Annotated in this window: 18 protein-coding genes; 9 read left to right on the plus strand and 9 right to left on the minus strand. The window is 60.6% G+C overall.

Annotated features, from left to right (window positions below):
* Nucleotides 1-5 precede the first annotated feature (5 nt).
* Nucleotides 6-1175 (plus strand): Gfo/Idh/MocA family protein, encoded by a 1170-nt coding sequence (locus RlegSU303_RS07750; protein ID WP_168279443.1) that lies wholly within the window; start codon nucleotides 6-8, stop codon nucleotides 1173-1175.
* 6 nt (nucleotides 1176-1181) lie between these two features.
* Nucleotides 1182-3266 carry an FAD-dependent oxidoreductase gene (locus RlegSU303_RS07755; RefSeq protein WP_231283616.1) on the plus strand — a complete coding sequence of 695 codons (2085 nt, stop codon included), beginning with the start codon at nucleotides 1182-1184 and terminating at the stop codon, nucleotides 3264-3266.
* A 45-nt stretch (nucleotides 3267-3311) separates the two neighbouring features.
* On the opposite strand, the gene RlegSU303_RS07760 is transcribed toward RlegSU303_RS07755, so the two are convergent.
* The 4 genes from RlegSU303_RS07760 to RlegSU303_RS07775 all read right to left on the minus strand — a co-directional run bounded on the left by RlegSU303_RS07760 (nucleotide 3312) and on the right by RlegSU303_RS07775 (nucleotide 5339).
* Nucleotides 3312-3494, minus strand: coding sequence for a hypothetical protein (locus RlegSU303_RS07760; RefSeq protein WP_012757058.1), 183 nt, complete (start codon nucleotides 3492-3494; stop codon nucleotides 3312-3314).
* 106 nt (nucleotides 3495-3600) lie between these two features.
* Nucleotides 3601-4392, minus strand: coding sequence for an exodeoxyribonuclease III (gene xth / locus RlegSU303_RS07765; protein WP_168279445.1), 792 nt, complete (start codon nucleotides 4390-4392; stop codon nucleotides 3601-3603).
* A gap of 37 nt (nucleotides 4393-4429) precedes the next feature.
* Nucleotides 4430-4831: a GFA family protein gene (locus RlegSU303_RS07770; RefSeq protein ID WP_094086218.1), complete on the minus strand. Its 402-nt coding sequence runs from the start codon at nucleotides 4829-4831 to the stop codon at nucleotides 4430-4432.
* Between the two features lie 10 nt (nucleotides 4832-4841).
* Nucleotides 4842-5339, minus strand: coding sequence for a hypothetical protein (locus RlegSU303_RS07775; RefSeq protein WP_017960072.1), 498 nt, complete (start codon nucleotides 5337-5339; stop codon nucleotides 4842-4844).
* Between the two features lie 291 nt (nucleotides 5340-5630).
* Between RlegSU303_RS07775 and RlegSU303_RS07780 the strand changes: the two genes are divergently transcribed.
* On the plus strand, nucleotides 5631-6125 hold the full coding sequence (locus RlegSU303_RS07780) for a hypothetical protein (RefSeq protein ID WP_017960073.1): 495 nt from the start codon (nucleotides 5631-5633) through the stop codon (nucleotides 6123-6125).
* 27 nt (nucleotides 6126-6152) lie between these two features.
* On the opposite strand, the gene RlegSU303_RS07785 is transcribed toward RlegSU303_RS07780, so the two are convergent.
* From RlegSU303_RS07785 to RlegSU303_RS07795, 3 genes are all read right to left on the minus strand, one after another.
* On the minus strand, nucleotides 6153-6776 hold the full coding sequence (locus RlegSU303_RS07785) for a response regulator (RefSeq protein WP_017960074.1): 624 nt from the start codon (nucleotides 6774-6776) through the stop codon (nucleotides 6153-6155).
* A 2-nt stretch (nucleotides 6777-6778) separates the two neighbouring features.
* On the minus strand, nucleotides 6779-8167 hold the full coding sequence (locus RlegSU303_RS07790) for a sensor histidine kinase (protein WP_017960075.1): 1389 nt from the start codon (nucleotides 8165-8167) through the stop codon (nucleotides 6779-6781).
* 62 nt (nucleotides 8168-8229) lie between these two features.
* Nucleotides 8230-8406, minus strand: coding sequence for a hypothetical protein (locus RlegSU303_RS07795; protein WP_017960076.1), 177 nt, complete (start codon nucleotides 8404-8406; stop codon nucleotides 8230-8232).
* Nucleotides 8407-8567: 161 nt separating this feature from the next.
* Here RlegSU303_RS07795 and RlegSU303_RS07800 point away from each other — a divergent pair, with 161 nt between their 5' ends.
* Nucleotides 8568-9416, plus strand: coding sequence for a class I SAM-dependent methyltransferase (locus RlegSU303_RS07800; protein WP_131629483.1), 849 nt, complete (start codon nucleotides 8568-8570; stop codon nucleotides 9414-9416).
* Nucleotides 9417-9503: 87 nt separating this feature from the next.
* On the opposite strand, the gene RlegSU303_RS07805 is transcribed toward RlegSU303_RS07800, so the two are convergent.
* Nucleotides 9504-9770: a hypothetical protein gene (locus tag RlegSU303_RS07805; protein WP_017960078.1), complete on the minus strand. Its 267-nt coding sequence runs from the start codon at nucleotides 9768-9770 to the stop codon at nucleotides 9504-9506.
* 197 nt (nucleotides 9771-9967) lie between these two features.
* On the opposite strand from RlegSU303_RS07805, the gene RlegSU303_RS07810 reads away from it, so the two are divergent.
* The 5 genes from RlegSU303_RS07810 to RlegSU303_RS07830 all read left to right on the plus strand — a co-directional run bounded on the left by RlegSU303_RS07810 (nucleotide 9968) and on the right by RlegSU303_RS07830 (nucleotide 12581).
* Nucleotides 9968-10366 (plus strand): DUF1236 domain-containing protein, encoded by a 399-nt coding sequence (locus RlegSU303_RS07810; RefSeq protein ID WP_026158641.1) that lies wholly within the window; start codon nucleotides 9968-9970, stop codon nucleotides 10364-10366.
* A gap of 115 nt (nucleotides 10367-10481) precedes the next feature.
* A complete protein-coding gene (locus RlegSU303_RS07815; RefSeq protein ID WP_017960080.1) occupies nucleotides 10482-11345 on the plus strand; it encodes a DUF1236 domain-containing protein in 864 nt (287 codons plus the stop codon).
* Between the two features lie 50 nt (nucleotides 11346-11395).
* Nucleotides 11396-11563, plus strand: coding sequence for a hypothetical protein (locus RlegSU303_RS07820; RefSeq protein ID WP_017960081.1), 168 nt, complete (start codon nucleotides 11396-11398; stop codon nucleotides 11561-11563).
* Nucleotides 11560-12144 (plus strand): BA14K family protein, encoded by a 585-nt coding sequence (locus RlegSU303_RS07825; RefSeq protein ID WP_017960082.1) that lies wholly within the window; start codon nucleotides 11560-11562, stop codon nucleotides 12142-12144. The genes RlegSU303_RS07820 and RlegSU303_RS07825 overlap by 4 nt, the downstream gene beginning before the upstream one ends.
* Before the next feature lie 122 nt (nucleotides 12145-12266).
* Nucleotides 12267-12581 carry a hypothetical protein gene (locus tag RlegSU303_RS07830; protein ID WP_017960083.1) on the plus strand — a complete coding sequence of 105 codons (315 nt, stop codon included), beginning with the start codon at nucleotides 12267-12269 and terminating at the stop codon, nucleotides 12579-12581.
* Nucleotides 12582-12681: 100 nt separating this feature from the next.
* Here RlegSU303_RS07830 and RlegSU303_RS07835 read toward each other — a convergent pair whose 3' ends face one another.
* Nucleotides 12682-13575, minus strand: a complete 894-nt coding sequence (locus RlegSU303_RS07835) for a LysR family transcriptional regulator (protein ID WP_017960084.1) — start codon at nucleotides 13573-13575, stop codon at nucleotides 12682-12684.
* Nucleotides 13576-13661 lie beyond the last annotated feature (86 nt).

Genomic DNA, 13661 nt, shown 5'->3' on the forward strand with positions numbered 1-13661 from the left:
CGACAATGTCTGAAGTCAGAGTTGCAGTGCTTGGCGCCTCGGGCTGGATGGGAAAGGTCCACACAATGGCCTATCAGACCTTTCCGCATTTCTTCGGAGTGGCGGACGGAACGGCACGGATCGTCGCTCTCGTCGAAGGCCCCTCGAAGGCAGCCGGGGATCTTTCCGACAGGGCGCCGGGTGCAAGAATTCTTCAGGATTGGAATCTGGCGGTCGCTGATCCGGATGTTGATCTGATCGATATCTGCCTGCCTGACCACCTCCACTATGAGGTAGCCAAGGCGGCCTTGCTGGCCGGCAAACATGTCTATTGCGAGAAGCCATTGGCAAACACCGCCGCCGAAGCGCGGGAACTGGCCGAGATCGCCAGGGAAAAGGGTCTCATTACCCGAGTCGGACACGCCTTTCCCCGGAATCCCGTCCACGATCTGGCGAAAGACATCATTCAATCCGGCGAAATCGGCGAGATCAAACTGTTCCGCGGCTGCCAGCACGTCGACATGTACGGCGATCCGAACGCGCCCTTCATGTGGCGCGCCGATGGAAAGCTTGCGCCGACTGGGATCGTCGGTGATACCGGTTCGCACATCTTTAGCTTCATGGATTTCCTGGTCGGCCGCGTCAGTTCCCTGATCGCCGACAATCTCATCGTGACGCCGCGCCGGCCTGTCGTCGAAGGCCTTGCCTATGGCGAGCAGGTGAAACTGACAGGCAATGAGACCTGGGCTGATATCACCAATCCCGATGCAACCAATCTGCTGTGCCGGTTCGAGAACGGCGCCGGCGGGATCGTCGATTTCAGCCGTGTCGCGACCGGCCGCAAGTTCATGCAGACCTATGAAATCTATGGAACGAAAGGCAGCATCGCCTATACCTATGACGAGATAAACCGGCTGCGCTTCTACTCCAACGACGACCTGACGGGACGTCGCGGCTTTCGGGAGATCGACGTGGGTCCTGAGAACCCTACTTTCAGGGCATTCCTCCCCCTGCCGAATTTCGGCCTGGGCTACAATGAAAGCAAGATCATCGAAGTGGCCGAGGTGATCCGCTCGATCGTTGCAAACAGGCCGATGTGGCCGACATTCGATACAGGCCATCACATCTGCCAGATTGTCGACGCATGCATGGAGTCCTCCCGGCAAAGGCGCTGGGTCGACATCCCGCTGGGTTGAACGCCGATGACCATAGACGTTCCGCAGGAAATTCTTGACGCACTGACCGATGTCGACATGCCGCGGCTCCCAACCGAGCCCGGCCCTTCGGACGTGGTCCGGCTCGCCGGCGTCGAGGCGCCGATCTATCGAGCCGGTTGCGTTGTCGTCGGATCCGGCGCGGCGGGTCTGCGGGCGGCAGTGGAATTGAAGCGACGCGGCGATGACGTCGTCATCATCAGCCAAAGCGCGTGGGGTGGAACCTCGGCCTGTTCTGGATCGGACAAGCAGACCCTGCACACGGCAAATACGGCCGATCAGGGCGACAATTACAAGGCAATGGCGCGCGCCATCCGCAGCGGCGGCGCCATGGACGAGGACACGGCCTATGTCGAGGCGGTAGGCTCGTCACGGATGATGGCATCGCTCCAGTTCTTAGGTCTGCCGCTGCCGCAGGATCCGCTTGGCGGGACGCTCAGATATCAGACCGACCATGACGAGGTCGGCCGCGCCACCAGTTGCGGCCCGCGCACCTCGCGCCTGATGGTCAAGGTGCTGGCCGAGGAAGCGATCCGGCTCGGAGTGCCGTTTTACAACCAGACCACCGCGGTAAAGATCCTTACCGAGGGCGATGGCGCTGACCGCCACGTCGTCGGGATAGTCGTCATGCGCGCCAGTGATCGCACGGAGGACAACCCGCTGGGCATCGCGCTGTTCGCGAGTGGCGTGATCGTGCTCGCCGCCGGCGGGCCGGGCGAACTCTATCGCGACAGCGTTTATCCCAACGGCTGCTTCGGCTCCCTCGGATTGGCGCTCGAGGCAGGCGTCGAACTCGTCAACCTGACCGAAAGCCAGTTTGGGATCGGAACACGCAGGGAAGGGTTCCCCTGGAATCTGTCGGGCACCTACGTCCAGGCGATCCCGCATATTTACTCGGTGGACGCCGAAGGCGCCGAGCATCACTTCCTGGCAGAATACTATCGCAGCACGCAGGAACTGGCGTCGAACATCTTCCGTAAGGGCTATCAGTGGCCATTTCACGCGACGCGCATGCTCGACTTCGGTTCGAGCCTGGTCGACCTTGCCATCTCCAGCGAAACCGCCGCCGGGCGCCGCGTCTTCATGGATTTCAATCGCAATCCGCTACCCGTGCCGGGCGACCTGCCGTTCAGCCTGGAGAGACTGGATGAAGACGTCCGTCTCTATCTCGGCAAGGCCGGCGCCGACCAGGACATGCCGATCGATCGATTGAAGCATATGAACCCGCTCGCGATCGAGCTCTACCGCCGCTACAAGATCGATATCGCCGAGGAGCCGCTGGAATTTGCCGTCAACAACCAGCACATGAACGGCGGCATCATGGTCGACACCTGGAGCCGCAGCAGTCTCGGCGGCTGTTACGCGGTCGGAGAAGCGGCGGGCACACACGGCGTGACGAGGCCGGGTGGAGCGGCGCTCAATGCCGGGCAAGTCTTCGGTACGCGCGCGGCAGAGCACATCAGCGCGAGCGGCAGGACAAAGCGGTCGGCAGCAGAGGACAGAGCCGATATCGCAGAGGCGGGCATCGCCGACCTCCTTGCGGTCCTTCGGACCGAGAGCCCGCTCACCGTCAAATCGATCCGTTCGCAAGTACAGGCGCGAATGAGCGAGAAGGCTGGTATCATCTGTGATCAAGAAAGCGTAGGCCGGGCCTTGATCGAAGCGCGCAAACTGAACGCTGAAATCCACGCGAACGGCATTGCCTACGGTCGCGCAGCGGAGGCCGTTCGAGGCGTGCAATGGCGTCATATGGCGCTCGCATCGGAAGCCGTGCTCAGCGCGCTTGATTTCTTCATTCGCAATGGAGGCGGCAGCCGTGGCGCGCGGGCGATATGCGATGCGGAGGGCGAATCGCTTCCGCTGGCGCGCTCAGGACCGTTGCAGGATTATCGCTTCCGGAAGGAACGCGAGGCGCATCGCAAGGAACAGATCGTCGTTCGGCTCGATGGCGATGAGATCAGGCTTTCAACCCGTCCGAACCGCATGCTGGATGAAAGCGCCAAGTCCTTCTTCGAGCGAGACTGGCCAGCCTGGTTGACAGGCCGTATCTACGATCTGGGCGCGGACAAATGAGGCGATGCCGGTAGGCGTCACTTCGAGACGGAGCGGTGCGGCTGATCAATCGGGATTCGAAACCGGGGGCGGAACTCGGACGCGCTCGGTGTCGTCAGAGCCTTCGGCGATAGCTTCCTCGCTTCTGCGCACCCGCCTTGGCGGATCCTTGCCTTCGACCGGCTTCGGAGACAACTGGTCGTCGGCCTGGATCTCGTCGGTGTTCAGGTAGTTCTTGCTTTCGTCCATAGCGATTGCGTCCGGTTGGAAAATTGCGGGGCAGGAATGCCGTCCCGCGCTTTGGGCTAACTCTCGGCGACGTGACAGGTTCCCTCGCTCCCGAGCGGCTTACGGCTTACAGATCGGCCCCAGCGGAAACGTCGAGCTCGATCATGACGGGCGCGTGATCGCTCGTGTGCTCCCAGCTGCGTGGCTTTCGCCTGACGGTGGCTGATCGAAGCAAGGGGGCGACGGCCGGACTGAGCAAGAGATGGTCGATCCGAAGCCCCGCGTCACGTTCGAAGCTGTTCCGCCAGTATTTCCAGAAGGTGTAGATGCGCTCATCTGGATGCAGATGTCTGACGGCGTCGGTCCAGCCCTGGGCAACGAGATGAGCATAGGCCTTGCGCACTTCCGGCCTGAAGAGAGCGTCGTCCAGCCAGCGTTCCGGCTTGTAAACGTCGATCTCCGTCGGCATGACGTTGAAGTCGCCGGCCAGGATCGAAGGCACTTCGAGCTCGAGGAGTTCGGCGGCGTACGCCTGCAGACGGCGGAACCAGCGCAGCTTGTAATCGAACTTTGCGCCCGGAAACGGATTGCCGTTGGGAAGATACAGGCATCCGATCAGGATGCCGTCGACGGCAGCTTCGATATACCGGCTGTGAGTATCGTCAGGATCGCCAGGAAGACCGCGACGCGTCAGTATCGGTGTCTTGCCCTTCGCCAGGATGGCCACCCCGTTCCAGGATCTCTGTCCGTGCCAGATGGCGCCGTAGCCGGCCTGTTCGATCTCCTTTCGCGGAAACCTGGCATCGTCTGTCTTCAGTTCCTGGAGGCAGACCACATCAGGGACGTCCTCTTTGAGCCAGCGCAGCAGGATCTCCAGCCGCCCATTGATGCCGTTGACATTGTAGGTCGCGATTTTCATGAGCCCCCCGGGAAGCCCGGGCGATGCCGGGCAACATCTAAAAGCGCTCCTGAGTTTCCTCCTCAGGAAGTCCGCGTCCGCAATCGGCCCAATCAAGGCGGCTCTCCACACCGTAGTGTCCCGCCGGGCTGATCTTCTCCGGGCGGTCGAGCGAGCCGACGGTCACCCGGATCAGTTCGTCGCCATCGTACTGAAGATAGAGTGGTGTTCCGCACTTGCCGCAAAAGCCGCGCGTCGCGATCGGCGAGGATCGGTACGAGGTGGGCGTACCGGCCGTCCAGGCAAGATCGTCGATCCTCGCCTGGACCAGGACCGCGAAAGGGCCTCCGGTCGCCTTCTTGCACATGTCGCAGTGGCAGTACCCCGAATGCGGCGGATCACCGGCGAATTCGTACCGGCAGGATCCGCAAAGACAGCCGCCAGTCCAACGCGCTACCATGGCTGGCTTCTCAACGCGTCGCGCCGAAGACGAAGGCGATGCCGGCGACGATCGCAGCGGCTGTTAGCGGCTGCCGGCGTATGCGATCCTCGAGCTCATGAACGAATGTGCGTGCTTCCGCCTTTGCCAGGCGAGCCGATCCGGACGCCAGTTCCGATGCGGACTCGGCCACGCGGCTTGCTTCTCTCTGAAGAGATCGCATTCCTTGGCGGTCGACATCGGAGGCTTCCGAGGAGCGGGCGGTGTCGCCGGTCGAGCGTAGAGCTTGATCGACATACGGATATTGCTCGTCAAGCCTGGTGGGATCCGGCTCCCGCTTGACACGCTCAGCCGCCTCGACATCGCTGCGGCCGGCCGGAATAGAAGTGTGAGTGGCAGACACGGGGTCGGACGCAGGAAAAGTATCCTCGATTGCTTTGTCGAGTTCGCCTTTTCGCGCCTGCTTCCGCTGCTCTGCCTGTTCTTTTCGCATGGACTGGACTGCGGGGGATTCGTTTGGATTTGCCATGGAAGTTTCCTCTGTTGCACCCTGAACAAACAAAGCGGCGAAAAGCGGAGAAGTTCCATAGAATGCTTCCGCGCTTAACAGCGATGCACGAACAGCCCCTCGCAGAGGTGCGCTTGAGGTGCCACCATGCGACATTTTTCCGATGACAAGCATTACAATCGGCGAGCGGCGGACCAAAGTCTTGCCGCACCTACTACCTAGGTCGGTTGCATTCTTTACTCGGAACAGCGAAAAGTCTCATACGTCGTATTGCATGGGAAGCGGCAACGAACGGACGAACGAGGCTATGGCATGAGTATCCGGAAACGCGATTTTCTGAGATTGGGCGGCAGTGCGGCCGTCGCTCTCATCGCTGCTGCATCACCAGTCAGTTTGAATTTCGGCGGTTCCCTTCCTGTTCTGGCGGCGGACTTTGCGCAGGCAAAGGACGGCAACAACGGGAATGGCAACGGTAATGGTGGAGGGAATGGCAACGGCGGCGGTAATGGCAACGGGGGAGGGAATGGCAACGGTGGCGGCAGCGGCAATAGCGGTTCCGGGAACGGCAATGGTGGAAATTCCGCCGGTGGTGGAGGATCGTCTTCCTCTAGCACAGGATCGTCAGCAAGATCGGGCGCGAGAGCGACAGCAGCGTCCGATGGCTCCATCGACGTCCGCCATTCGAACGGCATCACTGAAACCCTGCAACGCGGTCGCTACGTTATGAAGGACTCGAAGGGCCGGACGATCATCAGTCGACAAGCAACGGCAAACGATGCCCGCCGGATGAGCCGCTTTCTTCGCTGACGCCTGATAGGCGGGTGATAATCCGTCTCAGCGCCGTTCGCGCCACTGTAGAGCCGCCTCGGTCCGGTTTGAGGCGCCGAGCTTGCTCAGGATTTGGGTCATATGGTGCTTCACAGTCTTTTCCTGCAGGTTGAGACGCAAGCCGATATGCTTGTTTGACAGGCCCTGTGCGACAAGATCCATCACCTCGCGTTCCCGTGGCGTCAGGCTGCTTTTGTCGGAGGTTCCGCCATTCAAGGAATTTTCCATGACTTTCGCCGACATGGTCGGCGAGATATATCGCGAGCCGCGCAAAACGGTTTGGATCGCTTCGGCCAGGCCACGTGAACCAACACCTTTGAGAACATAGCCCATCGCGCCCCGTTGCAGAGCTCCCAGTAAAGTGTCTACCTCCTCGGATACCGTCAACATCAGCACTTTCGTTGTGGGGCTACGCGCCAGGACGTCACTGATCGCCGACAGTCCGCCGCCGGGCATCGAGACGTCGAGGAGCATGATGTCGGGGTGGTTGTCCGAGGCGATCATCGCGGCGTCATCGCTGCTGGCCCCCTCGCCAACGACGATAAAGCCGCTGATCTCGGAGAGGCTGCGCGTTACACCCTCGCGAAAAAGCGGATGATCATCCACGACGCCGATGGTGATTGATGTCATTCCTACTCTCCCACTTCCATTGGCTCGAAGATCATGGTCACTGTCGTTCCTCCTTCGCCTGTCTTGATGTCGAAGGAGCCTCCCAGGCTGTCGACGCGCTCGCGCAACCCCACGAGGCCAAGGCTCGTTGGCCTCACCTCGGTCGGATCGAAGCCGTCGCCGTGATCGCTGACCTCGACACGGACATGACCCTTGTGCGAGACAGCCCTGACAGCCTGCTGAACTCCGCCGCCGTGGCGATAGGCGTTGTTCAAGGCTTCCTGAACGAAGCGATAGATACAGATCTTCACGGCGGGGGGAAGTTCCGGTCCATCCTCGTCGATAACAGTTTCGACAGGTGTTTCGGTCTTATGTTGATGCGCTTCGACGACCCGCGTGACAATCTCGGTGATCGAGGATTTTTCGATGTGTGGAAGCACCAGTCCGCTGCAGATATTGCGGATCTCCGTCATCGCTTCGGCAAGGCTCGAGCGTATCCAGGCAAGCTCCTTCTCACGCGCTTCGGGCTGGGTGGACGCATTGATCAACACGTCGCTGTCCAGGCGCAATGAGGCATAGGCGATGTGCTGGGCCGGACCGTCATGCAGATCGGCACCGATGCTGCGCAGATATGTTTCGTTCAGCGCCGCCGCACGCTGGGAGGCGCGCTGCAGGCGCCGCTGAAGTCCGCGGTTTTCCGCAAGCAGCGCAGAGAGTTCGGTGACCCGTTCTTTGAGATCCTTGCGCTGCGCCTCGATCGTGCGGCTACCCCGGAACACCAGAACGGAGAGAACAAGGAAAAAGGTCGCCGTGAGGGCGGCGACGGCGCCCCAGCTCCGGAGCCTGGCACGCGCCAGACTATCGCCCAGTCCTTCCGCTGACTCGTAGAACTCAAGGACGGCGACCGCCTGTCCGGACCATGGCTGGAGCACCGGGTTATAGATCTCCATCAGCGGCTTGCCGAGCGCGCGCTCCCTATCGCTTTCCGGATCGCTGGCGATTTCGTAGCGCGCGACGAGAGACCCTGCGAATGCCCTCTGCAGTTTGTCGCTGACGGCAAACGTCTTGCCCACCAGCTCCTTCTCGTTCGAATAGAGGATGGTGCCGTCGCTTCGCCACAGCTTGAACGAAACAAGGCGTTTGCCGAGTGCACCCTGACCGAGCGTCTCGTCCAGAGCCTGAGCACTCGCTTCATCAAGCAGTGATTCTGTTTGCATATCGGGAAGAAGCGGTGCGATCACGCTGTCCACATAAAGCGCCGTTGCCGCTCCCGAATTGTGGATGACGGTTTCCTCGATGAGGTGGCTCACGAAAAGGCCCACCACGAACATGGCGGCAATCGAAATGAGCCCACCCGCGATGAAGAACTGGGAGGCGAGTGAGCGGGCATTCCAGCGGCGAAGCCAATTCATGTTGATACCGGTAAGAGACAGCCCGAATAACCTACCGCGTCTTCAGAGTTTTCCAAACAGCATCAGGGCAAATTCCTCGTGTCGAACACCTCGGCGCCTCTTATGCTCTGGGTCAACCCGACGGTATCGCCGGACATGACCGCGCCGAAGACGTAGAGAAGGGCAGCCAGAACGATAACAAGTGCGAAAACAGACGCGTTGCAGGCGTCATTCACTCGGGATCTAGGACTCTGGGGCATGTCGGATCTCCTTGGTCTCCTTCGAAACGGAGCGATACCGGTGCCCGTTCCACTCCAGGGACTTCGGTCGGACAGGGCTGGGACCAAGGTCTGGCGCCCATAGACATCAACGGACTCAGTCATATTTCACGATCGACAGACCAAGGTTTGGAGGCTTGTACGTGACGATTTCCGCAGATATCGAAGGCGGCATCAGCTCCGCATCTGCCGTTTTTCCCGCGCCGTTCGAGGAAGACGTTGCCGGCTTTTACGAGGCCTTTCTCGTGCCCATACTTTTCGAGCCTTATGCGTCGGAGATGGCGATCGTCGCCGAACGATTGAAACCGGGCAGCGTTCTCGAGGTTGCTGCGGGGACCGGCGCCTTGACACGCGCTTTGCGGGCGACACTCGATCATGCAACGGAACTCGTTGCCACCGACCTCAGCCAGGCGATGATAGACGTCGGCGCACCATCGCTGACGATGTCGCGGACTCACTGGATGAACGCCGACGCGCAAAATCTCCCCTTCGCGCCGTCGATGTTCGATCTCGTCGTCTGCCAGTTCGGGGTGATGTTCTTTGCAGATAAGCTGAAGGCCTATGGCGAGGCTGCAAGAGTGTTGCGGAGCGGCGGTCGTTTCCTGTTTGCGACCTGGGATTCGCTTTCTGCTAACGATTTCGCAAGATATGTGGACGAATGCCTGACAGGCCTTTTTCGGTCCGATCCGCCGGACTTTCTAAGTCGGCTGCCATACTCCTATTTCGACCCCCATACGATCAAGGCGCATATGTCTTCGGCAGGATTTGATTCGGTTTCCTGCGATCGGATCGAGTTGACCTCCGTCGCGGCCGCGCACGACGTCGCTGCAGCCTTCTGTCAAGGCACTCCGCTCAGGGGAGAGATCGAAAAGCGGGCGCCGGGGCGCATTCTGGAGATCGTCGACGAAGTGGCAGAGCAACTGGAATCGCGCCACGGAGTGCGTCCGTGCGGCGGCATGAGTGCGTTGGTCGTCGTCGGCCGTGTGTCATAATTCTCGTCAGCGTACGGCGGCAATCATGCGGTTCCTCCATATTGAATGTCCAGACGTTCCCCGCCGAGATATGACTGCTCACCGGGGTCAGCTTGTGCGTTGCGCGTAGGAAGGCTCGCGCATGGCTCGGATGACGTGCCGTTCTATCTCCGAGCAGGTCTCTTCATATTCCCGCACCAGGTTCGGATTGAACCGTTGCCGTCGAACTGCGTCGCGCGCCTCGACGGCCATCTGGTAGGCTTCGAAGAGCTCGAGCTGCCACGGGTCGCGGGTTTCCATGATCAGCTTGCGCAACTGCGGCAGGCGCATCGCCAGGCGCCTGCGTCCCGCCTCCTGACGGTTGGATCGTGCCATCTCCTTCAGTCTCCTCTATGCCCGCGACGACAGGGCCTTCGATCGGCAATTAGCGCCGGCGACCGATATTGAAATGGGTTTTAGGACCAAAGGCCAGGCCCCATCGGACTGAGGTCCGGGGCGTGGAACGACCCTGCCTCCAGCTAGTTGGTTTGCCAGCGGTCAAGAAGGCCGCCTCGAAACAGAAGGAGGAGAAAATGCTCTCCAAGCTTATCGTCGGTGCGGCCACTGCCGCGACCCTCATGTCGGGCGTCGCATTCGCCCAGTCCTCGACCGTTAATGGTGCGGCGGGTGGTGCGGTTACCGGTGCGATCGTCGGTGGCCCAGTCGGTGCTGCTGTCGGTGGCGTTGCCGGCGCCGTTGTTGGCACGGCGATCGATCCGCCGCCGCAAAAGGTCGTCACCTATGTCCGCGAGGCTCCAGCACCATCGGCGCGCGTGGTCGTGAAGGAGAAGATTGTCGTCGGCCAGCCCCTGCCGGAGACGGTCGTCGTGACGCCTATTCCGGATGACCCGACCTATGCTTATGCGGTCGTCAATGATGAACGTGTCATCGTCGAACCGTCGTCCCGCAAGGTGATCCAGGTCATCAAGTGACCTGATGCGACGCAGCCACTGCCGCGTCATTGCTCCGGAAATCATCTTAAAACCTGAGAACCGCCGCACGACAGACGGAAGCGCCGTCGTGCGGCCAAAAAGCAGAGAGATTGTTATGAAGACCAAGACACTCGCAGTGCTGATGACGGCACTCTCGATCGGCGTTTCGCCGGTCGGTACCATGGCCGCCTCCGCGCAGGATGCACCGATCCTTCCCAAGAAGGGTGCTGCCGAAAACAACCAGTCCAGCGGTGGTGCGACCCAGCAACCGCATGCGGGGGGCGCCACCTCCTCGGGTGGCGCAGGAGCATCGAGTAGCCAGGATGCGCAGCAGCAACCTTCCGGCTCCGACGGAAACTCGTCGGGGGCGTCGACCGGAACCTCCACGGATGGCTCCTCGGGTCAGACGACAACTCAGCCCGGTGCCAAGACGCAGTCCGGAAGCTCGAGCGAAACCGGTGCCGCAGGCACGGACACCTCCGGCGGAAGCCCGGATGCTTCGAAGTCTTCCAAGTCGGGGCAGTCCTCGACGGAAAGCCAAAAGCCTGCCGGCAGCCAGGACACCGGCACATCGACCGGCTCCGGCGAGAGCCAGAAATCCGGCGACGCGAAGTCTTCCAGCGGCTCGACTGAGACCCAGTCGGACAGCAAGACCAACAACACATCCGTCGACAGCAACACTCAGAACACCACGAAGACCGAGACGAACAACACGACCAATGTGAACATCTCCGTCGAGCAACAGACGGAAATCCGCCAGGTAGTGAAGGAAGTTCAGGTCGAGCCGGTGCGGGAGGTGGACTTCACGGTCTCGGTCGGCACGACCATTCCGAAGAAGATCAGGCTCGAGCCGCTGCCGCCGCGGATCGTGGAGATCGTACCGCAGTACAAGGCCTACCGCTTCTTCCTCCTCGCGGACGGCCGGATCGTCATCGTCGATCCCTCTGCATTCACGATCGTCTACATCATCTCGGCATAACGGCCGGTGCCCGGCGGCGACCGTCGCCGCCGGGGCCGAGGAGAGGGAACATGATCTATTCCGAAGAGAAATCCGCAGGTCTGGCCGTGCCGCTGATCGCCATCCTGCTGGCGATCGCCGGCATTGTCGCCGTGCTTGTCGCCATCGGCGGCCGACATGATAGCACCGCCGCCCGCGTCTGGGTCCCGCAGGCTCAACAACAGGGGTCAGGACAATGAAAGCCATCGCATCCGTCGTCTTTGGAATCTTGAGCTCGGTCGGGGCCTGCATGGCTGCCGCATCTGTCGCATCCTACGTCGTCGCGGACTCAGAACCTCATGCCTTTAAAGACCTGACGTCGCGCGATCTGTGGACGACGACACCGGTGAAAGTCGATATCCGGCAGCAGCACTACGAGCGAATTCCGCCTCTCTACTCCAGCTACGTCACCGAGGCGCCTGCTATCACGACGTCAAGTGTGAAGCCGGTTCCCGATCGCCCGTCAACAGCCGAACTCCAGACACCGCAGCCAAAGCTTTCTGCCGAGCACCTTGCTTGGTGCGCGCAACGCTACCGTTCCTTCGACCCTGCGACCAATAGCTATCGATCCTATAGCGGCGGGATCCGCGAGTGCTCTTCGCCGTTCCAGAAGATCGTCGCCGAAGCCGATGAGGGCGTCACCACCAAGGTGAATGCACAGGCGGCGGCTCGGTGCGCTGCTCGCTACAAGTCGTATCGTCCGGAGGACAATACTTATCAACCATGGGAAGGACCAAGGCGCAGCTGCGACACTTCAGATCTCGTCGCAACGAGCGATTGATCGATCGGCTGTGGCGGCGAAGAGAGTACTGAACCGCACCGATACGGTCACTCAGACCAAAGTCCATGTTCCAAACGCTGTGGTTGTGATAACGGGTTGCATTCGAACGTCGGAGATCGGGGATGGCGACGACGCTGATAATGGAAATCCAGCAGGCGCAGATAAGGCTTCCGTTCTTGAGCAGGGCGGACCGTGGCGCTCTTATCGTTCGCATCCTGCGCGAGCTGAAGACGCATAGGCAGCAGGTCCTCGGCCATGTCCCGGCCGAGCGCTGCGTTTGGATCGACACGCTGATTGAGTCCGTGTCCTCGACGATATCGGAAATCGCCGCCATGCAGGACGCCGAGTTCAATCGAGTCTTGACCGAATTCGAAAAGCTTATGGCGACGCTCGATGGAATTTCGCATGCGGAGAAGCGGTCAAAGATAATTCATTGAGTGGGTCACCGAGAGGCGGCCAATTTAGCGCCCCAAGAAAGCGATCCCTGCGCGTCAGCGTTCCCTACTCAAAGGGCGCCCAAGAAAAGGAAGATGGCTATCATGCTCGATGGCGCAGGGCGTCGACGAGTGCCACGAAAGCCGGAGAGGACTGCCTTCTGCTGGGATAGTAGAGATGGTAGCCATCCCAGTGTGGCGAAAAGGCTTCCAGCACGCGTCTCAGGCGGCCTTCCGCGATATGAGGTAGCGCGACGTCTTCCGGTACGTATGCCAGGCCAAGTCCGTCCAGCGCCGCTTCCACACTCTGATAGGAGTTATTGAAGGCTAGCTGTCCCTCGACCCTGATCCTGATCTCTTTCCCGTTATCTTCGAACTCCCATGCCCAGAAGCCGCCATATGTGGGCAGGCGCTCGTTGATGCAGTTGTGGCGGACGAGGTCCTGCGGATGCTCCGGAACCCCCTTGACCTCGAAATATGAGGGTGCGCCAACGACGGCAAAAGGGAAATCAGGCCCGATGCGTGTCGAGATCATGTCTTTCGCCACCTGCTCCCCCATCCGGACGCCGCCGTCGAAGCGCTCGGTCACGATGTCAGACAGCCCATTTTCGCGTATCAGCTCCACCTTGATGTCAGGGTTGTTGGGCAGGAAACGCTGGAGCTTCGGCCAGATGATCCAGTTGATCGCATGGTCGGATGCCGTGATGCGGAGGTTCCCGGCTGGCTTTTCCCTGAATTCGGTGAGGGTTTCAAGTTGCGCCTCGATCTCGTCGAAATGAGGCCCCACGCCTTGGAACAACCGCTCTCCGGCGTCGGTGAGCGAAACGGCCCGCGTGGTACGGGTCAGCAGCCGAATTCCGAGCCGCGTTTCGAGCTGGCGGACGACATGGCTGAGCGCCGATTGAGACACGCCCAGCTTCGCAGCCGCTCGCGTAAAGTTCTTCTCTCGGGCGACCGCCAGAAAGGCCATCAGGTCATTGACGCTCTCGCGCGGCATTCACGAGCTCCTTCGGATCGAATGGCCGTTGTACTGAATTTGTTGAGGCTGGACATTGAAATCATCGTGAACACCCGCCCGGCTCT

Source organism: Rhizobium sp. SU303 (assembly GCF_021052345.1).
Taxonomy (GTDB): domain Bacteria; phylum Pseudomonadota; class Alphaproteobacteria; order Rhizobiales; family Rhizobiaceae; genus Rhizobium; species Rhizobium laguerreae.